Annotated in this window: 18 protein-coding genes and 1 pseudogene; 7 read left to right on the forward strand and 12 right to left on the reverse strand. The window is 59.7% G+C overall.

Annotation, left to right across the window (positions count from 1 at the left end):
* Window positions 1-108: 108 nt before the first annotated feature.
* The 3 genes from ACA067_RS10800 to ACA067_RS10810 all read left to right on the forward strand — a co-directional run bounded on the left by ACA067_RS10800 (window position 109) and on the right by ACA067_RS10810 (window position 2,560).
* Window positions 109-984 carry a LysR substrate-binding domain-containing protein gene (locus ACA067_RS10800; RefSeq protein WP_497461731.1) on the forward strand — a complete coding sequence of 292 codons (876 nt, stop codon included), beginning with the start codon at window positions 109-111 and terminating at the stop codon, window positions 982-984.
* 155 nt (window positions 985-1,139) lie between these two features.
* On the forward strand, window positions 1,140-2,075 hold the full coding sequence (locus ACA067_RS10805) for a Ppx/GppA phosphatase family protein (protein ID WP_497461732.1): 936 nt from the start codon (window positions 1,140-1,142) through the stop codon (window positions 2,073-2,075).
* A gap of 71 nt (window positions 2,076-2,146) precedes the next feature.
* Complete coding sequence (locus ACA067_RS10810; protein WP_497461733.1) at window positions 2,147-2,560, forward strand: arsenate reductase ArsC; 414 nt, start codon at window positions 2,147-2,149, stop codon at window positions 2,558-2,560.
* 43 nt (window positions 2,561-2,603) lie between these two features.
* On the opposite strand, the pseudogene ACA067_RS10815 reads toward ACA067_RS10810, so the two are convergent.
* A pseudogene (locus ACA067_RS10815) lies at window positions 2,604-6,297 on the reverse strand (chemotaxis protein CheB).
* Between the two features lie 418 nt (window positions 6,298-6,715).
* On the opposite strand from ACA067_RS10815, the gene ACA067_RS10820 reads away from it, so the two are divergent.
* A complete protein-coding gene (locus ACA067_RS10820; RefSeq protein ID WP_497461734.1) occupies window positions 6,716-7,360 on the forward strand; it encodes a glycosyltransferase family 2 protein in 645 nt (214 codons plus the stop codon).
* Window positions 7,361-7,453: 93 nt separating this feature from the next.
* Here ACA067_RS10820 and ACA067_RS10825 read toward each other — a convergent pair whose 3' ends face one another.
* Complete coding sequence (locus ACA067_RS10825) at window positions 7,454-8,755, reverse strand: erythromycin esterase family protein (RefSeq protein WP_497461735.1); 1,302 nt, start codon at window positions 8,753-8,755, stop codon at window positions 7,454-7,456.
* A 216-nt stretch (window positions 8,756-8,971) separates the two neighbouring features.
* Here ACA067_RS10825 and ACA067_RS10830 point away from each other — a divergent pair, with 216 nt between their 5' ends.
* From ACA067_RS10830 to ACA067_RS10840, 3 genes are read left to right on the forward strand one after another with little or no spacing between them, the layout of a single operon-like run.
* The gene (locus ACA067_RS10830) at window positions 8,972-9,625 is read left to right on the forward strand and encodes a hypothetical protein (protein ID WP_497461736.1); all 654 of its coding nucleotides are present in this window, start codon (window positions 8,972-8,974) and stop codon (window positions 9,623-9,625) included.
* The gene (locus ACA067_RS10835; protein ID WP_497461737.1) at window positions 9,625-10,056 is read left to right on the forward strand and encodes a phage holin family protein; all 432 of its coding nucleotides are present in this window, start codon (window positions 9,625-9,627) and stop codon (window positions 10,054-10,056) included. Before ACA067_RS10830 ends, ACA067_RS10835 begins: the two co-directional genes overlap by 1 nt.
* The gene (locus ACA067_RS10840) at window positions 10,053-10,883 is read left to right on the forward strand and encodes a DUF3618 domain-containing protein (protein ID WP_497461738.1); all 831 of its coding nucleotides are present in this window, start codon (window positions 10,053-10,055) and stop codon (window positions 10,881-10,883) included. The genes ACA067_RS10835 and ACA067_RS10840 overlap by 4 nt, the downstream gene beginning before the upstream one ends.
* Window positions 10,884-10,960: 77 nt before the next feature.
* On the opposite strand, the gene ACA067_RS10845 is transcribed toward ACA067_RS10840, so the two are convergent.
* From ACA067_RS10845 to ACA067_RS10890, 10 genes are all read right to left on the reverse strand, one after another.
* Window positions 10,961-11,410 carry a GFA family protein gene (locus tag ACA067_RS10845; RefSeq protein ID WP_497461739.1) on the reverse strand — a complete coding sequence of 150 codons (450 nt, stop codon included), beginning with the start codon at window positions 11,408-11,410 and terminating at the stop codon, window positions 10,961-10,963.
* The gene (locus ACA067_RS10850) at window positions 11,407-11,661 is read right to left on the reverse strand and encodes a DUF6555 family protein (RefSeq protein ID WP_497461740.1); all 255 of its coding nucleotides are present in this window, start codon (window positions 11,659-11,661) and stop codon (window positions 11,407-11,409) included. Before ACA067_RS10850 ends, ACA067_RS10845 begins: the two co-directional genes overlap by 4 nt.
* A 257-nt stretch (window positions 11,662-11,918) precedes the next feature.
* Complete coding sequence (locus ACA067_RS10855; protein ID WP_497461741.1) at window positions 11,919-12,437, reverse strand: GNAT family N-acetyltransferase; 519 nt, start codon at window positions 12,435-12,437, stop codon at window positions 11,919-11,921.
* Window positions 12,395-12,700: a type II toxin-antitoxin system TacA family antitoxin gene (locus ACA067_RS10860; protein WP_497461742.1), complete on the reverse strand. Its 306-nt coding sequence runs from the start codon at window positions 12,698-12,700 to the stop codon at window positions 12,395-12,397. Before ACA067_RS10860 ends, ACA067_RS10855 begins: the two co-directional genes overlap by 43 nt.
* Window positions 12,701-13,063: 363 nt before the next feature.
* Window positions 13,064-13,444 (reverse strand): RidA family protein, encoded by a 381-nt coding sequence (locus ACA067_RS10865; protein ID WP_497461743.1) that lies wholly within the window; start codon window positions 13,442-13,444, stop codon window positions 13,064-13,066.
* Window positions 13,445-13,844: 400 nt separating this feature from the next.
* A complete protein-coding gene (locus tag ACA067_RS10870) occupies window positions 13,845-15,386 on the reverse strand; it encodes an acyl-CoA carboxylase subunit beta (RefSeq protein WP_497461744.1) in 1,542 nt (513 codons plus the stop codon).
* Window positions 15,386-16,444, reverse strand: coding sequence for an alcohol dehydrogenase catalytic domain-containing protein (locus tag ACA067_RS10875; RefSeq protein ID WP_497461745.1), 1,059 nt, complete (start codon window positions 16,442-16,444; stop codon window positions 15,386-15,388). Before ACA067_RS10875 ends, ACA067_RS10870 begins: the two co-directional genes overlap by 1 nt.
* Window positions 16,445-16,446: 2 nt before the next feature.
* Entirely contained in the window at window positions 16,447-17,631 is a 1,185-nt protein-coding gene (locus ACA067_RS10880; protein WP_497461746.1) for a thiolase C-terminal domain-containing protein, read from the reverse strand.
* Window positions 17,628-19,157, reverse strand: a complete 1,530-nt coding sequence (locus ACA067_RS10885) for a class I adenylate-forming enzyme family protein (protein ID WP_497461747.1) — start codon at window positions 19,155-19,157, stop codon at window positions 17,628-17,630. Before ACA067_RS10885 ends, ACA067_RS10880 begins: the two co-directional genes overlap by 4 nt.
* Before the next feature lie 8 nt (window positions 19,158-19,165).
* Window positions 19,166-19,582: a Zn-ribbon domain-containing OB-fold protein gene (locus ACA067_RS10890; RefSeq protein ID WP_497461748.1), complete on the reverse strand. Its 417-nt coding sequence runs from the start codon at window positions 19,580-19,582 to the stop codon at window positions 19,166-19,168.
* Between the last annotated feature and the right edge of the window lie 3 nt (window positions 19,583-19,585).

Below are 19,585 nucleotides of genomic sequence, written 5' to 3' on the forward strand. Positions count from 1 at the left end.
TCAGTGCCCCTGGTTTATTTTTATGGACCGAGTATGAAATTGCGTTGCCCCCCAGGCAAACGAGTATATTTAACCCCCGCTTGAATTTTTTTAACGTCGCGAGCAAGCATGATTTCGAGATCGCTTCCCCCCCTGTCGACGCTGAAAGTCTTCGAATCCGCTGCGCGCTTGCGAAGCTTCAAAAGTGCCGCCGAGGAGCTGAGTCTTACCCAGTCGGCCATCAGTCACCAGATCGCTTCGCTGGAGCGCTACCTCGGGACAGCGCTGTTTTGCCGATTACCGGGTCGGGTGGAGCTCAACGAAAAGGGCGAGCTGTACTTTCCGGTGATCCAGGATGCCCTCGATCGCATCGCGCTCACCACCGACCTCATTCGCGAGAAACAGACTCAGACGTCCTTGACCGTTCAGGTCTATGTCACCGTGGCCGTCCGCTGGCTTATCCCCAGACTTCAGAAGTTCAAGGAAGCCTCGCCCGAAATTGCTGTCAGCCTGGATGCCAGCCTGTTGGATTGGGAGTTCAATCCCGCCCGTGCCGACGTCGGGATCATCTACACCCGTACACCGGATCGACCAAACCTGACCTATACGCTGTTGCGGCAGGAGCGGCTGGTGGCGGTCTGCTCAAAGGACATGGCCAAGACCATTGCGACGCCTGACGATCTGCGTCAGGTCCCGTTCCTGGCGATTTCCGGGGCCACTGAAGACTCCTCGATCTGGGCCCGGAGCATCGGCCTGCCCAACCCCCTGCAAAAAAACGTGCCGCGGTTCGACAGCTGTTTGCTGGCAATTGAAGCGGCGATCAGCGGACAAGGGGTGGTGGTGGTTCCCGAATTCCTGGTCGAGGCCGATCTGCGCCTGGGCAGTCTGGTCATTCCCGCGCAAACGGACGTCATGCAGCCCGGAGGCTGGTATCTGGCCTATCTTCAAAGGCGTGGCCATGAACAGCCGATCAGACGTTTTCTTGACTGGATACAGACGCAATAACGCGGGTCACTGTGATCGAGCGACTGGCGTGGGTGTGGGGCTAGTGATGGCGGTGTCATCTGCGTGTCATCCAGGTCTGGCAAGCTCCTGGCAAACCCTCTTGCGCCCGGCGATACGCTGGGCGCTGGCTTGTGCATCTGCCAGGAATCCCCACCATGAAAGGAGACGCTCCTCTGTTCGCGGCCATTGACCTGGGGTCCAATGCGTTTCGCATGATGATTGGGCAGTCGGTCAAACGAAACCAGCAGTTCGTGATCCAGGAAGTGAAAACCCTGCGTGAACCTGTCCGCTTGGCGGAGGGGGCCCAGGGCGGAGCGCTGGACGAACTGGCGCTGGATCGAGGATGGCAGGCGCTCGCGCGATTTGGCAAAAAGCTGCGCGGCTTCGAGGCCGGACGGGTGCGGGCGGTGGCGACCAGCGCCGTGCGCGAAGCCGACAATGCTCAACTGTTCCTGGCCAGCGCGGAGCGCCACCTGGGTTTTCGTATCGATGTCATCTCCGGGCATGAAGAGGCCCGACTTGTATACGCCGGCGTGGCCCATACGGTTCCGGGTACAGAACAGATGCGCCTGGTGGTGGATATCGGCGGCGGATCCACTGAACTGATTCTGGGCAGGGGCCTGCAACCGCTTGTCACCGAGAGTATTGCCATCGGCAGCGGCACCTTTGGTGCGCGTTACTTTCCGGGAGGCAGCGTCACGGCCCAGACGCTGCTGGAGGCGGAGCGAGTCGCCACGCTGGCGTTTGAAAAAGTTGCGCGACGTTATCGTGCGCTCGGCTGGCAGCAGACCATCGGCTCTTCAGGCACCGCCCGCATGCTGGCCAAAGTGCTCAAGGCCAACGGCTTGAACGACTTTGGCCAAAGCGGTATCACCTACAGCGGCCTGTTGCGCCTGTCGTTGCGTCTGCTGGAAGTGGGGCACGTCAAGAAGCTTCGTCTGGCGGGCTTGCAAACCCATCGTCTGAGCATCTTGCCTGGCGGCCTGGTGCTGATGCTGGCGGCTTTCAAGGTCTTTGGTATCTCGCAGATGACGCCCTCCGAGCCGGGTCTAAGGTTGGGCGTTCTTCATGGGCTGATGTCCAGACACTGAGCTTCAACCACCACTTGGCGCAGTGCTGGTTGCACTTCCATCTTGGCAAGCTGACGTAATGGAGAGGAACCGTGACAGACAAATTCCGGGTGCTGTTCGTTTGCGCGAAAAATGACATTCGCTCACTGATGGCCGAAGCACTGCTTCGTCACACCGATTCCGAGCACTTCGAGGCCTTCAGCGCCGGGCTTGCGGCCAGTGAAATCGACCCGCGCACCCTTGAGACTCTGGATCACATCGGCATCGACACCACGGGGTTGCGCAGCAAGTCACTCGATGAGTTTGACGGGCAGCCATTTCATTATCTCATCACCCTGTGTGATGAATCGTCCGAAGATACCTCCCGCATGCCGTCGTCCGACGAGGTGATCGTGTGGCATTTCGAAGACCCGGCCATCAGCGGCAAACATGAGCCTTTTCGGCATGCCGTGCAGGAAATTCACGATCGCATCAAAATGTTCACCGTGGTGAAGACCCGGCCGTAAGACCGGAGGGTTCCAGGCGCGTGTTTTGTTTATGCCCTTGCAATCATCCATTCAGCAGTGCGCGTCTCAGCTCCTCGATGGTTTCGATCAGCGCTTCATAGGATACCGGCTTGCTCAGATGACGATCGAATCCCGACTTGCGAGACTCCTCGATATCGCTGTCAGCGCCATAACCGGTCAATGCAATGGCCGGAACCCGCTGAATCTGTGGGAGCTCGCGCAAAGCGCGCATCAATTCATGGCCGCTCATGACCGGCATGCCGACATCGGAGATGACCAGGTCGTATCGGCCTGTCTGTGCCGCTTTCAGCGCCTTCACCGGTTCAGAGAAGGCAATGACTCGGGCATCCTCCATCTCCAGCAGCATTTTCAGGGTTTCCAGAACTTCCGCAGAATCGTCCACCAGCAGCACCGTGACACCGGCAAGACGTCCGGACAGTCCGTCGGTCGGTGCGGGTCGCGCGGTGTCTTCGGCAGATTGGCTCAGCGGCAGCAGGACCGTGAAGGTACAACACTGGCCCAGGCCTGCGGAGGTAACCTCCACACTGCCGCCATGGGCTTCAGCCAGTTGCCTCACCAATGACAGACCGATCCCCAGGCCATCCCGTTGATGGGTCGCATGCTGGTTGGCAGCCTGGCCAAACAGTTCAAACATTTCGCTGATGCTCTCTGCACTCAAGCCTACGCCACTGTCCCTGACGTCGAGCCTGGCCATGCCGCCATCACGACTGGCAATCAACTGGATCTGGCCGCCCGCCGGGGTGAATTTCAGCGCATTGTTCACCAGGTCTGCGGGGGGCAAGGATTTGGTAATGGGCAGGCGTCGCAACAGTTCCGCGTTGAGCTGGATCAGATTGAGCGGGTGCTTGAGTTCATGGGACATGACGGCGAAGAACTCGTCTTTGAGATGGCTGCTGATCTTTGTTTCAGCCAACTGCTGATTTTGCTCTTCGTGCAAGCGTTTGTGGCCGGTCAGGTCCCGGGCAATTTTCACATAACCCTTGAGATTGTCCCCCTTGAGCCGCGTCACCTCGCCGCTGCAAAAGAAGCGGCTGCCATCTTTGCGCAGGTGCCAGCGTTCATCCTGGCTGCGGCCGTGGGTACGCGCTGCCTGCAGTTCGCTTTCAGGCAGGCCGTTGGCGCGGTCTTGCGCGGAGAAAATGAAGTCGTAATAGGCCCCTTCGGCCTCGGCCTTGCTATAGCCGAAGATCAACTCGGCGCCTTTGTTCCAGCTGGTGATGGTGCCCAGCTCATCGAGGGTGATGATCGCGTAATCGCGGGTACTTTCGGCAACCAGGCGCATGCGTTCTTCGCCCTGGCGCAACTCTTCTTCAGCGGCGCGACGCTTGCTGATGTCGATGAAGGTCAGCACGGTGCCGTCGATGTGGTCTTCGCTGGAGCGGTAGGGCAACAGGCGCGCGATGTACCAGCGGTGGTCAGTGCTGCTGACTTCACGCTCGATCATGTTCAGCGACTCGAACACCTGCGCCGCATCAGCGGCCAGGTTGTCGTAATGCAAGCGGTGGGTAATGTCGAGCAACGAGCGCCCGGTATCCACCGGCAACATATTGAAGATGTCGGTGGCGCGCGGGGTGAACCACTTGATGCGCATGCTGCGGTCGACAAACACCGTGGCGATGTCAGTGGAGGCGATCAGGTTGGTCAGGTAATCGTTGATCTTGTCGGTCTCTTCGACCTTGGTTTTCAGCTCGAAGTTGACCGTCAATAATTCTTCGTTCATTGACTGCAGTTCTTCCTTGCTGGTTTCCAGCTCTTCGGTGGCCGAGCGCAGTTCTTCGTTGATCGATTGCATTTCCTCGTTGGACGTCTTGAGCTCTTCGCTGGAGACTTCCGATTGTTCGATGGTGTCCTGCAATTGCAGCTTGGTGCTTTGCAGGTCGCGCTCAAGACTGGACAGCACCTGATCTTCTCTGCGCAGTGCATTGCCAGCCGACGCTTGGGCAGGGTCGACTTCGACCTCCTCGAACATCACCAGAACGAACTCGTCGTCTGATTCTTCGTCCTTGTAGGAATGGGCCACCAGATTGACGAGGAAGCTTTTGTCTTCGCGCTTGATCGGTACCGCGCGGGATTGGACCACCAGGCCGCTCTGCTGAACTTCGAACAGCGTGGTGCGCAGCTCCAGGCGCAGTTCCGCCAGGATAAGGGGCAACAGGTTACGTGACAGCTCCCCACCCCCGTGGCGCAGAAAGCGTCCGGCACTCTCACTCATGTGCAGGATGTCGGCACTGGCATCAATGATGATGCTCGGCGGCGCCGACTGTTTGAGGGCACGCTGGTGAATGTCGGCGAATGACGATTTGCGCGACCTGGTACTTTGCGGCGCCTGCTGGGAAATCCGGGTGCGCACGTAGCCGCCGCGTGGCAGGGTGAGGGGGGTTGCGACAGACGATCAGGTCGATGTGCGAGAAGGGTGGGTCGGATAACAGATTGTGCTTGGCAAACAGCACCTTTTCGCGGATTTCCTTGCGGATCCGGTATTGCCTGCCTTCTTTCGCAAAGTAGTGCCGCAGCCGCGTGGGTGGCACATCGGTAATGATCGCCTGCGGGTACAGCCCGGCCCGGCCGACGCTGATGGCGCGCTCGTCGATGTCGGTGGCGAATAGCTGGAATGAGGCCGGGCTTCTGTCCAGTTGCAGCTGATCGTTCAGCAGTATCGCCAGGCTGTAGGCTTCCTCGCCCGAGGCGCAGCCAGCGGACCAGACCCGGATCTCTTCTTTCTCGGGTTGCGCCGAGACGGCGGCGCTGACCAGTTGCGGCACCACATCCCGTTCAAGGGCTTCGAAGGCTTCACGGTCGCGGAAGAAGTTGGTCACGCCGATCAGCATGTCAGCCAGCAGCGCGCTGATTTCTTCGGGGTTATCCAGCAGGTAGCGGTAGTAGCCGGCCAGATCGGGTTGAGTGGTGACCTGCATCCGGCGCTCGATCCTGCGCAACACGGTGGGGCGTTTGTAGTGTTTGAAATCATGGCCGGTGCTGGAGCGCAACTGGACCAGAATATCCTGCAACAGCTGTTCGGCCACCACCGCGTCGTGCTCAGCCACCGAGGCAGTGGTTTGCAGTTGCGCATCGTTGGCGCTGGGCAGGGTGATTTTCTTCGCGTTGCGCCACAGCTCCAGCAGTTTCTGTGGCATTTCCACGACCGGCAGCACCAGGTCCACCATGTGCGTATCGATCGCCGCGCGCGGCATGCCATCGAACTCGGCGTCCTCCGGTGCCTGGGCGAGGGTGACGCCCCCCTGTTCCTTGATTCGCGATAATCCCACAGCACCATCGGAACCGGTGCCCGACAGCACGATGCAAAAGGCCCGCTCGCGGTGTGCCAGGGCGAGATCGCGGAAGAATAGATCGATAGAGGCATGGCGGCCGTCGCCAGGGCTGACTTCAAGATAACCGTCATTCATCGTCAGCCGCTGCGCTGGTGAAATGACATACACCCGGTTTTTCTCGATAGGCACTGTTTCGGTCACCTGCAGCACCGGCATCCTGGTCGATTCCTGGATGATCTTGTCCGCGACACTTTCGTGATCGGGGGACAGATGAAGAATGACGACAAATGCCAGTCCGTTGTCCTGAGGCATGTTTTCGAAAAACAGTTTGATGGCTTGCAGCCCGCCGGCTGACGCGCCGATGCCCACCACTCCGAAATCCGGGCGTCGAGAGCGGGTTGGCCTGGTCCGGGGGGTATTTTTCGACTTGTCAGATGAGGTTGTCATGGAAGTGTGCCTGTAAAGGCGACGTCCTGACGCCGCGAAAATATCCAGTGGGCGGGAGCCTGTTGAATGTCAGCCCTGGCGATTGCTGCGGCTTCGCACAGGCTCTGCGCAATGAATCGACCCGAGCGTGAGGGTGGCGGACTGGCGGGTCACTCAAGGTGTTTCGTCGGGGACTGAAGCGCTGATGTAGAGCTGATGTAGAGCTCTACACCTGTCTGATAAGGACAGCTCAGTGTTTTAAGCGTAGTCCATGGTTGATCAGTCGACCTTGAGGAGGAAGGTTTCGGGACGCCTGGCGCGCATCCGCATTGCCCCGCGGCCAGGCGCCGCGCTGGGGCCAGATATTCTTTAAACCTTCCGCTGGAGCGAAGGGTCGATAGCTGAAGACCATCGGCTTCGCGAAATCGAGGGAAGATCAATGATAGGTGTCGTGATACCCGCCCATAATGAAGAAAAACATATTGCCACCTGTCTTTCATCCGTCTTGCTTGCCGCGAAACATCCGGGACTCGGAGGTCGCCAGGTGACTGTACTGGTGGTTCTGGATGACTGTTCAGATGACACAGACAGGTTGGTCTGCGCCATGGAAGTCACTGCGTTGATGGTTTGTTTCCAGAATGTGGGTAAAGCCAGGGCGACCGGAGCGGAAGAACTGCTCAGCGCTGGCGCGCAGTGGCTCGCCTTTACCGATGCCGACACTGTTGTTCCTCCCGATTGGCTCTCACGCCAGCTTGAATTCATGGTGGATGCGGTGTGCGGAACGGTCGAGGTCGACAGTTGGGATGAACATGGCGAGCGGGTTCGTTCCAGGTATATGGAGCGCTACCGGTTCATCGAGAACCATCGCCACATCCACGGTGCCAATCTCGGCCTGAGTGCCACAGCGTATCGAGACGCTGGCGGTTTCCAGCATCTGGTGGCCCACGAAGACGTTCACCTGATTGCCGAACTTGAAAGAATCAATGCCCGCATTATATGGACGGCAACAAACCCGGTCGTTACCAGTGCGCGCAGGGATTACAAATGTTGCGGCGGCTTCGGTGAATACCTGATGTCCCTGTAGGAGCCGCCCCGCGAAGCGAGGCTGCGATCTTTTGATCTTGCTCTAGCTTTTTGCCTGGCCCTGGATTCGCATCCAGTCCTGATAAGCGCGGGGTCAGATGCCAAAGGGAAAGGTGTCCTGTTCATGACTGGTCGAATGTTCGATCGCCAACGGCGTGATCGCCCGGGTATGGGCAAACCATAAGTAAGCGTCGAACTGATCACCCAGGCTGGCTTCGAAGTAGTGGCTTTGACGCTCGGTTTCCGGCCGGTAGATGACGCCGATGGCCCGTTCCAGCAAGTGCGTCGACAGCGCCGAACGCAACTGCTGACGGTTGTCATCGCGCCAGTCATACAGGGCCTGTGAAGGGCCGGCCTCGACAAATGCACGTTCCCAGCTATAGGCCAGGGCCGGTCGGACTTTCTTGATTTGCAGGGGGCCATCCCAGTCACTGGCGGCTGCCACGGTGCCTTGGTCGGTCCCCATGCCAATCAGCACGACGTCTTCGCCCCAGGCTTCGCGACACAGCTGGCCAAGGGTCAATTGGCCGCCGTCACCCATCTGCGTCGCCCGCGCATCTCCGACATGCGAGTTATGCGCCCAGACAATCGCCTTGGCGTTGGGGCCCAGGCGCGAACGCACGACTTGCAGGGTTTCGAACATGTGCCTGTCGCGCAGATTCCAGGACGATGTACTGCCGCGATACATCGCCCGGTAGTACTGCTCGGCAGCGTGAATGACCCGGGCATTCTGCGTGGCGTTGAACAAGGCTTCGCCATCTTGTCCGATTGACGCAAGACGCTTGTTCAACAGCTGCTGCAGTTGTTCGAGTACGGCGCTCTCGCAAGTGGCCATTCCGCCACGCTCGGTGAAGTGTCCGTAGAGCGCCGGGTCGTTATGCCACGGGGTCAGACAGGCATAGCGTTGCCGGGCCTCACGGGCCATGGACGGGTCGGTGTCTTCCAGGTAGCCCAGCACTTCGCGAATCGAACTGCGCAGGCTGTACACATCCAGTCCGCGAAACTCCACGCGCGCGTCAGGCGGCAGGGTTTGATTGTGCTCGCTCAACCAACGGGTGAACCTCTGAACATCGGTGTTGCGCCACATCCAGGTGGGGAAGCGTGTGAAGGCCGCTTCATGCCAGCCGCCCTTGTCCCGCCCTCTGACGCAACGGTCGATCTGATCGGCGTCCGGCCAGTCGGCCTCCACCGCAACGATGGAAAACCCGTGATGGGTCACCAGGCGCCGGGAAATCGCCGCGCGCGCCTGATAGAACTCATGGGTGCCATGGCTGGCTTCACCGATCAGTACCACCCCGGCCTTGCCGAAACGATCGAATAGCGCGGCAAAGTGTTCGCTGTGGGCATCGGCCAGGGCCTCGGCGTTTCCCTTGAGGAGGGTGCTCAGGTTGTCCATGCTCAAGTGCTCCTCTGCTGGTGAGCGATAGAGGACGGGGTGGAAACAGGGTTCCATCGAGATGACTGAATGTCGTATTTCTCACTCCACAACGCATCGCTCGTCATTCCTTTGGAACTCCTGACAACTCTGCTTCGTCCTTTGAAATGAGGGGGGCTGCGGGTATTTCGTGGCGAACCCTATAACGCTTTTTTTATGCGCAAGGCGAGGAACGTCATGAATACTTCAGACACCAGAGCTGGGACTCAGACAGACAATCAAGACGACATTGGGAGACCCGAACAAGACTTTCAACATTTAAAGGAGGACGTCACAGAGGTGCTCGGCGGCGCGAGGCAACAGGTCGATGCGCAGTTCGGGCAGTACCGTGATACAGCGGCGGATCAGATCGAGGCACTGGCCAAGGGCGCCAAGTCTTTCGTGTCCGAACTGGAAAGCAAGGACACGCTTGGCATGTCCGACTACCTCTCGGACATGGCGCAGTCCATGAGCGGCCTGGCAGGGAGTCTGCGCGGTAAAAGTGCCGAACAGTTGCTGCACGACAGTGCCGACCTGGCGCGTAACAATCCGGCCCTGTTCATTGCCGGCAGCATCGCGCTGGGCTTCGGCTTGTCGCGCTTCCTGAAAGCCGGCAGCAGCCCCGCGGCGACCTTCACCGGTGCCGATAAACCGGCCAGCGACAACTCGATGCCTGCATCGGACACTTATGGTGCGCAACGCCCTTATGAAACCTCCGTTACCCCGCGCACCGATTCCGGGGCAGGCCTGGCCACCGGTATCACACCGGCCTCGCCGAATGAGCAGGACCACCCTTCGGACTTTGCCACGACGTCGACCCCTGGTTCGACATCCTTCAAAGGAGAGCTGTGATGAACAGAAAAGATCCGGATCTGCCGAACTCAAGACCGCTGTCCGTGCCTGAGCAGGACGCTTCGGTCATTGGATTGTTGCGGCAGTTGTCCCGCGAAGTGCCCGATCTCTTCACCAAGGAGCTGGCGTTGGCCAAGGCTGAGTTGCAAGCCAGCCTTACGACGCTCAAGGCCGGCATTGCCGGTGTGGCGGGTGGTGCGATTGTGCTGCTGGCGGGGTTCATCATCTTGTTGATGTCGGCCGTCTACGGCCTGAGCCTGTTCATGGCGTCGTGGCTGGCCGCCCTGATTGTCGGAGTGGTGGTGATGATCGTCGGGTTTGCCATGCTGCAGACAGGCAAAAAACAATTCGAGCCGTCCCACTTCAAGCCCGATCGTACGTTGGACGCCTTGAGTAAAGACCAGGAAGCGCTGCGGAGGAAAGTCTCATGAACCGTGAATTTGAAACCCAAGCAGACAAAAGTCCTGAAGCCATCGAACGTGAAATCGATGCGCAACGGGCCAACATCGGCAATATCGTCGATGCCCTGGAAAGCAAGTTCACTCCGGGTCAGGTATTCGATCAGGCGTTGAGCATGATGCAAAGCAACGGCACGACATTCCTGACCAACCTGGGGACCAGCGTGCGTAATAATCCGGTGCCCGTGGTCCTGACTTCCGTTGGGCTGCTGTGGATGATGATGAGTCAGAACCGTCCACCAACGCCACGTCCGGGCTATCGAGCTGGCCCGGTCGACAAGGCAGGGGAGTGGGTCGATGGCTTTACCGACGGTATCGACAGCGCGCGTGATCATCTGCACCAGACTGCTGATACCTTCAAGGAAGGCTATCAGTCGGTCAAAGGCAAGGCGGCGAACCTGGGCGATAATCTGGGGGCGGCCACGGAAAACATCAGCCATGCCATGCATGATGCCAGCGACCGTTTGGCGCGCAGTACCCAAGTGATGAGTCATCAATTGCGCCATTTGTTGCAGGAACAACCGCTGATGGTCGCCGCTGCGGGCATCGCGCTGGGCGCCCTGTTGGGGGCGGCATTACCTTCGACGGCGACGGAGCAACGTTACCTGGGCAAGACCAGCGCGGGACTGGCCGACAAGGTCAAGCAGCAGGCTCGGGAGGGCTTTGAGGCGGTGCGCGATACGGTGACAAAGACGACGGATCACCCGGATATGGACGTCAGACCGGATGGGGAGCAGCGCCCGGCATCCACGAGCGAAGCGAGTGCAGCCGACCTGTCGCGAGGATTGGGGACTTCCTGATCGGGCGTGTGACGGGAGGTCCGCAACGGACCTCCCGTATTACTTGAGAGCATCGCAAAACGCCGCATTCACCGGGTTTACAGTATGTTCCAGACCCCGCCATCCGCGACCGGGACATCGTCCAGATCGAAGGGATTGACCCCCTCCAGGCAGCCGATGTTGAAACCGAACTCTTCCGGATTGGTGCTGCTGCGGTGGTGTGTATAGGTGCCGCAGTTTTTACAGAAGTAATGCTCGGCCACATGCTTGCCAAACTGATATCTCGACAGCGCGGTCTTGCCCCTGATCACCTTCAGGTCTGCCCAGGCTACTGCTGCGACGATTGAGCCTTTGCGTTTACAAAACGAGCAGTCGCAGCGGTGTGGATTGGGAACACCGTCCGGCAAATGGATCTCCAGAATGACGGCTCCACAGTGACAACTGGCCCGGTGATGCGGGCGGATAGCAGTGTTGCCGATTTTCTTCAGCATCACACTGGGCTGATCATTGATACCGGTAACCACGAATTGCTGCGGGTTTTGGGTCATGACGTTGAAACCTCTGTCCAATCCAATTTTGCGGATTCGCGCCATTTAACGTCAGTCACTCCATACTTCTCCGCTTGAGGCTTGGAGATGATTTTAAGCGGCGGTCTGCCCGGTTTAGGTATGGGAGCTATTCCGGCATCACAGCTTGCCCAATGACATGCATCGGCGTTGCGCATCATTTTTGCCCGAATGATGAACGACTTCGGCTCCCCGTGAAGCTTGTACTCGATGACGTAAAGACAGGTATTCATGAGGCCCCCTCCATTTGCTCATAGACAAAGGAGTGGTCGCGTCAAAAAAAATTCAAAAGGAATGCCTGGCCCTGATTACTGGTTGATTTGGATCACATAAAGCGTATTCAGACTTTTCACTCTAGCTGATTTTGGCAAATGTGCCGCTTACGTCCACCACCGTCTTTCCAGTGTTTGACGTCATCGGCAAATACCATCTGCTTCATCTCGTGCGCAATGCCGTAGGCCAGGGATGCCAGTTTACTGTCGCTGGTCAATCAGGTGAGGGGAAGCATCATCGTGATTGGGGAAAGTTGTGGGCTGCGGATGAACCCGGCCTTTTCATAGAGCGTCACCAGCCTTTCATTCAGCGGATGGACTACCAGGGCGGTTGACCCGACTTCGCTGGATGCTGCGATCGCACGGATAATGGCATCTCTGAGCAGGTCAATCGACAGCCCGGTGCCTTGAGCCGACTTGCATACCCCCATCCGCCCCAGAATCGTGATCGGGTGTTGGTCAGGTGAATTGCGTTGCGCCTTCTTGGGCACCACATTCGCGCGAATGATCATGCCGCTCGACAACGTGTAATAGCCAACGACGGTTTTGCTGCCCTTCAGGCAGGTGACGAACACTGTGGAAAACCTGGAGTCCTGAGCCTTGAAAGCCTTCTTTGCCAAGTATTCGTTGATCGACTCATCACCACAATCGAAGGCGCTCAGATCGTGCACGTCCTTCAGTTTTTCCGGTGCGGTCAGCTCCAACGAGGCGGCCTTTCCAGCAGTTGGCGCAGACATTCGTTACTCCTTAACGGGTTTGACTCCAAGGCTTGTTCGAATGCATCAAACTCATGGTTGGCAAGGACGAACAGGCGCTGATCCAAAATGACTTCCTCAGCTTTTTTACAAGCAGCATCCAGGATAAAGCTGGTCCGGTCGCTTCCCGAAATGGCTGCGGCCACATCAATCAAGTCTCGTTTTCTGAAATCGACCCGCATGTTGATCGGAACGGGTTTGGATCTGTCAGTTGCAGCAGGTTCCGCCGGCAATAGAGTAGTCATGGTTTTGGTCCTTTTTTCTGAGGCCCTTATAAGTGCCTACAAAAGTATAAGCAGCCTGTGTAGCAGATGTCTACATGTAACGCAGAAAGCTATACAGATCGGTTGCGCCAGCTTTTGCCAAAGCTGCATGCAGCCATATCGAATCAACGCCGGGTATAAATCACCAGCAGAATGGCCCCATGCGCCGAGCCCGCGCTGTGTGCCGCGTCAGGTGCACGGCAACAATAGTCGCCGAACTGCAACGTTCGATCCTGATCAAAGAACGAGCCTTGCAGTACCAACAGTTGCTCAAGCTCCCCGGCATGGGTGTGGCGCGATATCGGTGCGAACGCCTGTGGAGGTTGACTGCGAGCGTTAGCGGGCTCAGCCCTTGGCTGCCATCGCGGTGACTTCCACACGCATGCCTTCCACCGCGAGAGCGGCCACGCCAACGGCGGCGCGCACCGGCCAGGGCTTGGCGAAGAAGCGCTGGTACACCTCGTTGAAGGCGGCGCGGTCGGCCATGTCGGTGAGGTAGATGGTCAGGTGCAAGACCCGATCCATGGAACTGCCGGCGCGCTCCAGGGCGATCTTGAGTGCCTGCAGGGTGCACTCGCTTTGCTCGACGATGCCGCCGAGTTCCAGGCTGCCGTCGGCACGGGTAGGGATCTGGGTGGAGACCAGCAGGCCGCCGAAACCGGCGACGTCGGAGGAGATGGATTCTGCGTCGGGATCGGGTACGAAGGTGATGTCGTGGTTTGCCATGGGGCGCTCTTGTTGAGGGGTGATGAGGTGGCGGTCTTGCGCCTTCGTGTAGGGCGAAGGCCGTTGATTCTACATCGACCACTGTATCGTAAACATCATGGCCTGCCGTCACGAAAGCATTGCTCCGGGGGCGGCTACCGCAGGATCCTTGCCGCGGTACTCCCTGCGCAACGCCAGCGTTCGGCGTTGGGGAAAGGGGCGGCAGATCTGAAGCCGAAGCAACGGCAACGGCAAGATCAAAAGATCGCAGCCTCGCTTCGCTCGACAGCTCCTACAGGGGCAAAAGCCCTTGGTTACTTGTGGCTCTTCCAAGTGACCCGCCGTCAGGGCGGAACCCTAAGTCGCCGTTACCGCAGAAACGGATATGTACACGTCAGTGATCACTTGCGCTGGCCGCAGGTCAAAAGTAGGTCGGCCACGCACGCATTTCATGGCGCCCGATACCGTTATTGAATCCGCGGCGCTGAGCCGCCAGCGCCTCGACAAGAAAGCGCCGGGTTTCTCCCGGTGTAATCACCTCGTGGGTACCCATCGCACCGGCCAGGGCAAAAGCCGACGTGTCTTTTGAAAATTCAGCGTGTAGCTGGGCATAGCGCTCGGGATCGGACTCGCGTGTCACGTCATGCACGACACTGACCGCTACGCCGGGGTCGACGAAGCTGACGTCGGCCATGCACCAGGCGGCCGATTGGTCGCTGTTGCGGCCACCGCCGAAATTCAGATAGGCCTGGCCGAAACTCTTGCGCACGATCACCGAGAGCTTCGGCACCGAGCACAGTTGTACCGCGTGAATCATGTTCATGATGTGGGCGGGCGCGCTGCGTTTCTCGCCTTCGATGCCCACGAGGAAGCCGGGCGTATCGACCAGAAATATCAGCGGGATGTTGAACGAGTCGCACATGGCGATGAAACCGGTGGCCTTGCGGCAGGCATCGGCGTCCAGAGCCCCGCCTTTGAATTGCGGGTTGGAAGCGACGATGCCGATACTGGCGCCTTCAAGACGGGCGAAAGCGGTCACCACCGAGCGGCCGAAGCGGTCCTTGAGTGGGAACAGACTGTCGCGATCGACCAGAGTGGCGAGCAGCTTGCGCATGTCGTAGGTCTTGCTGCGCTCGACCGGGACGATGGTCTCAGGACCCGACGCGTCCGGACGGTCCTCGGGCGCGCAGGGCAGCACGGCGGGTGTCTCATTCGAATGAGACGGCAGGTAACTGAGAAAACGCCGAATGGCGTTCAGCGCTTCCTGATCAGTGTTGACGACCATGTCGGCCAGCCCGGTGATTTCAGCGTGCATGCGCCAGCCACCGAGTTCTTCGGTATCTGAAGACTCACCGATCGCCACCGAGGTGACCTTCGGGCTGGAGACCGCGAGCAATGCACCCTTGCGCATCACCGTGAAGTCGGACACACACGAGTACCAACTCGCTGAGCCGAAACAAGGGCCGAGTACCGCACTGACCCAAGGGGTCTCGCGGCGCCGGCAGTATTGCTGGCCATCCTGACCGGCGCCGGCCATGCTGGCTGCGCCCATCGCGTCTTGCATACGCTGGCCCGACGATTCGCCGAGGAAGATCAGCGGCATGCCGTTGCGGGTGGCACATTCCTTCATGTACGCGATCTTGCGCGCGTTGATCCACGAGGAGGACGCGCCTTTCACCGTCATGTCGTTGGACACGACAGCCACCCGGCGCGAATCGATGCGGCCGAAGCCGGTGATCTTGCCATCGGCGGGTGTGCTGTCGCGATCCTCAGGGCGGGCTGAGTGAGCCAACATGCCGATCTCGCTGAACGACTGCGGGTCCAACAGGCCCTCCAGGCGTTGACGTGCGTTGAGCACGCCAGCGTCGCGGCGTACCTGAAGTTTGGCTTCGCCGCCCATTTGCAGGACGCTTTCGCGGCGGGCGTGCAGTTCTTGTTCGGGTGATGTGTGTTCGTGAGTCATTAGTAAGTCTCATTGGGAACTATGACGGCACGTCCGACGATTTCGCCGCGACGCAGTTTGTTCAGGACTTCCTGCACTTCGTCCAGCCGATGGCGTGTCAGGTGTATCGGTAGGCGGCCGGTCGATGCCAGTGCGACGAGTTCGATCAACTCGGACTTGCTGCCACCGAAGGTGGTGCTGATCATCGTGCCATACGGCAGTGAGCCATTACGTAACTCAAACGCACCATGCCCGCGTCCAACCACCACGATATGTCCGAGCGGGCGTATCACGCCGGCAGCCAGACGCAGGGTGTCGCCGCTGCCGACAAAATCCAGAACCGCATCGACCCTGCCGGCACGCTTGATGAGTGCGTCGGGCGTCAACCCCGTTGCATCCATGACCAGTTCCGCTCCCTGCTCGGCGGCGAGCCCCAAGGCCTCAATGCGGGTATCGATGGCGATGATGCGGGTCGCCGTAATTGCGCCAAGTGCTGCGATAGCGATATGCCCCAGTCCGCCGACACCGATGACCAGTACGCTGCTGCCGGGTTGCAGTAGCGGCGCGACGCGTTTGACCGCGTGGTAGGAACTGAGCCCGGCATCGGTCAGTGGCGCAGCCTTCCAGGGTTCGAGATTGCCGATATCCACCAGGCAGTCCTGGTGAACCACGACGTATTCGGCGAGCCCGCCGTCAAACCCGCCGCCGTAGATGCGCCGCGAGGCAGAACAATAGTTATTCCAGCCATCACGGCAAGCACGGCAATGACCGCAGCCGGGGGTACTCACGGCGCATGCCTGACCGACCTTCCAGCAGTCGACGCCCGGACCGAGTGTGTCGATCCATCCGGCGATCTCATGGCCGAGGGTCATCGGCAGTTGCACGTCCAGATGCGGCGGCGAGCAGCACAGGTCGTCCAGTGCATGCAGGTCGGACTGGCAAAGGCCATTGCCACCGACCCGCAGGCGAACTTCACCGGGACCGGGAACAGGCACAGGCACTTCGCACAGGCGGCCGCCGTCGTGCCAGTCGAACATGCGAAAGGCCTGCATGGTTGCAGCGGGGATTGTCGTCATCATGGTCAATCACCAGCGCCTTTGGCCAGCACCAGGCACATAAACGCCGACATTACGAGCCCGGCGGCCTGGACCAGGCAGCTGCTGGCATTGGCGACCTGACGCTCGCCGCATTCGCCCCGTAGCTGGCGCACCGATTCGATCATCAACTGCATGCCGAATTGACCGGAGTGGTTGAAGGCCAGTCCACCGCCCGAGGTATTCACCGGTAAGGCGCCACCGGGCGCGGCAATGCCGCTGCGCAGGAAAGACCCGGCCTGGCCGGGCGCGCAGAATCCCATGGCCTCGAGCGCGACCAATACGTTGATGGTGAAGGCGTCGTATATCTGCAGCATGCTTAATTCGTTGCGCGCTATACCTGACATTTGCAGCGCCCGCTCGGTGCAGCCAGCGATCACACCATGATCGAGCCAGTCGGTCGAGCTGACCGGCGTCACGTGCTGCCGATAGGTGTCGGCGAAGCCGCGGATAAAAACGGGCGGCTTTGCCAGCGTGCGGGCGTGTTCGGCCTTGGTGAGAATCAACGCACCGGCACCGTCAGTGACCAGGCAGATATCGGCCTTGCGCAGAGGGTCGGATATAAGCGGTGAAGCCAGATACTCCTCCATCGTCAGTGGTTTGCGCAGCGTGGCCTGGGGATTTAATTGCGCCCAGCGCCGCGCATTGATCGCCACTTCGCCGAGGTCCTCGTCACTCGCCTGATAGCGATGCAAATACTGCTGCGCAAGCATCGCGTACCAACTGATCGGACTGAGCACGCCGTAGGGCGACACAAATTGGCCGGACGGAGAGCGCGGGTCGACGAACAGACCGCCGCGGTTACGGCTGTGATCGAGTCGCTGGGTGCTGCCATAGGTGACCAACGCCACCGAGCACAAACCGGCATCGATCGCCGCCATGGCGTGGATCAGGTGAGTGAGCGGCGAGCCGCCGCCTACCACCGTGCTGTCGACATAGCGCGGCGTGATGCCCAGGTATTCGCTCACCAGCAGTGCATTGGCGCGGTCGTCCCAGTGCGCAAAGACGCCATCGATGTCGGCGAGTGTGAGCCCTGCATCGAGCAAGGCTGCGCGGGCCGATCGGCATTGCAGCGACAGCGCGGTGTCCCCTGGCTGCGCCTTGCCAAGACCGGCCTCGCCCACGCCGACGATGGCATAACGACCGGCCAGGCGGGAAGAATCAATCGTCATGGTTGAGGCTCCTGCGCGATGAGCTGCGCTCGCACGTCTTTCTTCAACACCTTGCCGACCGGGCTGCGCGGCAAGCTCTCCCAGAACAGCACGTGTTTGGGTGTCTTCAGGCTGCCGAGTTTTTTGCGGCAGATCGCGATGAATTCCTCGGCAGTCGCGCTGATGCCAGCCTTGAGTTCGATGACGGCGACGACTTTCTCGCCCCAGTCGGGATCGGGTATGCCGACCACGGCGCAATCCATGACCGCTGGATGCGCCCAGATCACCTGCTCGATCTCGCTCGGATAGATGTTGAAACCGCCGGAGATGATCATGTCCTTGGTGCGGTCGACGATGTACAGGTAACCGCCTTCGTCGAACACGCCGATGTCACCGGTGTGGTGCCAACCGAAGCGTCTTGCCTCGGCATTGGCCTGCGGGTTGTCGTAGTAACCCGGGGCGACCAGCTCACCGCGGGCGACAATCTCGCCGCGTTCGCCGGGCTTGACCATTTGTCCTTCCTCATCCATCAGCACCACTTCGCAGGCACCGGTCGGGCGGCCGGCGGAAGCCAGGTGCTTACCGTCATGCATATGATCTTCGCGGGTCAGCACCGTGATCACCCCTGGCACTTCGGATTGGCCATAGAACTGAACGAACACCGGCCCCCATAAAGCGATGCCTTCACGCAGTTTGTCCACAGACATAGGCGCGGCGCCGTAAATGACGTACTCGAGTGACGAGCAGTCGCGTGTCTTGGCATCCGGATGCGACAGCAATCGGTAGATCAGGGTCGGCGGCAGGAACAGGTGGGTGATGCGTTCCCGTTCGATGGTTTCGAGAACGGCCCCGGGATCGGCGGAGGGCGCGATCACATTGCGCGTACCAAAGGTGGATAGCGCCACGGCGGTTGCACCTGCCGCATGGGTCAAGGGTGCCACGACCAGGTGAGCGGGACTTTTCGCCGGCGGCATGTACTGGTTGGTGATGCGGTAGCAGGCCAGCAAAGCACGATGGCTTTGCATGATTGCCTTCGGTCGCCCAGTCGTGCCGCCCGAGGACTTGATCAGGGCGGTATCGTCGATCGAGCGACGCACTGTGCAGTGCTGGCCGACGTGTTCGCGGCACCAATCGGCGATGCTCAACCCATCGATGGGTTGGTCGAGACCGATCAGGGTTGTCAATGTGGGCACGCCAGCGCGGATGCGCTCGGCATGCTCGGCGTACTGTGAGTGCAGCACCAATACGGAAAGCCGGGTGAAACTCATGAACCAGATCAGGCTTTCGATCGAATCACGGGCATTCAGGGGAATGAAGGTGGCTCCCGCGCGCAAGGCGCCCAGCATGGCGACGAAGCTCAGCGGGTGATTGGGCGCCAGTACGCCGACGTGGGCCGAACTCAGGTTCAGCTGCGACAGGGCATGGCCAATGGCATGCGAGTCGGCCTGGACCTCGGCATAAGTGAGGCTGAAGCCTGTGCTTTGCAGACAGACATTGTCCGGGTGGCGATTGGCGCCGGCATCGAAGTGGTCGGTAATCATTTCCATGGTGACGGCTAATCCAAAAGAGTGAACTGGGGCAGCGTGCAGGATTCGCTGACGGACTCGAAACAGACGTTGACGCGGGCGCCGATGGCGATGCGTTCAAGGTCTGCATTCAGGATGTTGGCGACCAGGCGTACGCCTTCATCGAGGTCGATCAACGCAACGACATAAGGCAGCCGAGACTCGAAGGCTGGCGAGGGCGCGATCCGGCAGACCGTGTAGGTGTAGATGCACCCACGACCGGTGGCATTGATCCATTCGAGGCTGTCGGACAGGCAACTGATGCAGAACGCCCGCGGGTAAAACTGGCAGTTGCCGCAGCTACCGCAACGCTGGATCACCAGTCGGTGTTCCTGCGCGGCCGCCCAATAGGCGGCCGTTTCGGCGGTGGGTTGCGGCAATGGCCGTGCAGAGAGAGGAGTCGACATGGC

The organism is Pseudomonas sp. LBUM1674 (assembly GCF_059695635.1).

What these genes read in the sequence shown, in the direction of transcription:
- ACA067_RS10800 (WP_497461731.1), top strand. Translation starts at nt 109, where the DNA reads ATGATTTCGAGATCGCTTCCCCCCCTGTCGACGCTGAAAGTCTTCGAA.
- ACA067_RS10805 (WP_497461732.1), top strand. Translation starts at nt 1,140, where the DNA reads ATGAAAGGAGACGCTCCTCTGTTCGCGGCCATTGACCTGGGGTCCAAT.
- ACA067_RS10820 (WP_497461734.1), top strand. Translation starts at nt 6,716, where the DNA reads ATGATAGGTGTCGTGATACCCGCCCATAATGAAGAAAAACATATTGCC.
- ACA067_RS10825 (WP_497461735.1), bottom strand. Translation starts at nt 8,755, where the DNA reads ATGGACAACCTGAGCACCCTCCTCAAGGGAAACGCCGAGGCCCTGGCC.
- ACA067_RS10830 (WP_497461736.1), top strand. Translation starts at nt 8,972, where the DNA reads ATGAATACTTCAGACACCAGAGCTGGGACTCAGACAGACAATCAAGAC.
- ACA067_RS10835 (WP_497461737.1), top strand. Translation starts at nt 9,625, where the DNA reads ATGAACAGAAAAGATCCGGATCTGCCGAACTCAAGACCGCTGTCCGTG.
- ACA067_RS10840 (WP_497461738.1), top strand. Translation starts at nt 10,053, where the DNA reads ATGAACCGTGAATTTGAAACCCAAGCAGACAAAAGTCCTGAAGCCATC.
- ACA067_RS10845 (WP_497461739.1), bottom strand. Translation starts at nt 11,410, where the DNA reads ATGACCCAAAACCCGCAGCAATTCGTGGTTACCGGTATCAATGATCAG.
- ACA067_RS10850 (WP_497461740.1), bottom strand. Translation starts at nt 11,661, where the DNA reads ATGAATACCTGTCTTTACGTCATCGAGTACAAGCTTCACGGGGAGCCG.
- ACA067_RS10855 (WP_497461741.1), bottom strand. Translation starts at nt 12,437, where the DNA reads ATGTCTGCGCCAACTGCTGGAAAGGCCGCCTCGTTGGAGCTGACCGCA.
- ACA067_RS10860 (WP_497461742.1), bottom strand. Translation starts at nt 12,700, where the DNA reads ATGACTACTCTATTGCCGGCGGAACCTGCTGCAACTGACAGATCCAAA.
- ACA067_RS10865 (WP_497461743.1), bottom strand. Translation starts at nt 13,444, where the DNA reads ATGGCAAACCACGACATCACCTTCGTACCCGATCCCGACGCAGAATCC.
- ACA067_RS10870 (WP_497461744.1), bottom strand. Translation starts at nt 15,386, where the DNA reads ATGACTCACGAACACACATCACCCGAACAAGAACTGCACGCCCGCCGC.
- ACA067_RS10875 (WP_497461745.1), bottom strand. Translation starts at nt 16,444, where the DNA reads ATGATGACGACAATCCCCGCTGCAACCATGCAGGCCTTTCGCATGTTC.
- ACA067_RS10880 (WP_497461746.1), bottom strand. Translation starts at nt 17,631, where the DNA reads ATGACGATTGATTCTTCCCGCCTGGCCGGTCGTTATGCCATCGTCGGC.
- ACA067_RS10885 (WP_497461747.1), bottom strand. Translation starts at nt 19,157, where the DNA reads ATGGAAATGATTACCGACCACTTCGATGCCGGCGCCAATCGCCACCCG.
- ACA067_RS10890 (WP_497461748.1), bottom strand. Translation starts at nt 19,582, where the DNA reads ATGTCGACTCCTCTCTCTGCACGGCCATTGCCGCAACCCACCGCCGAA.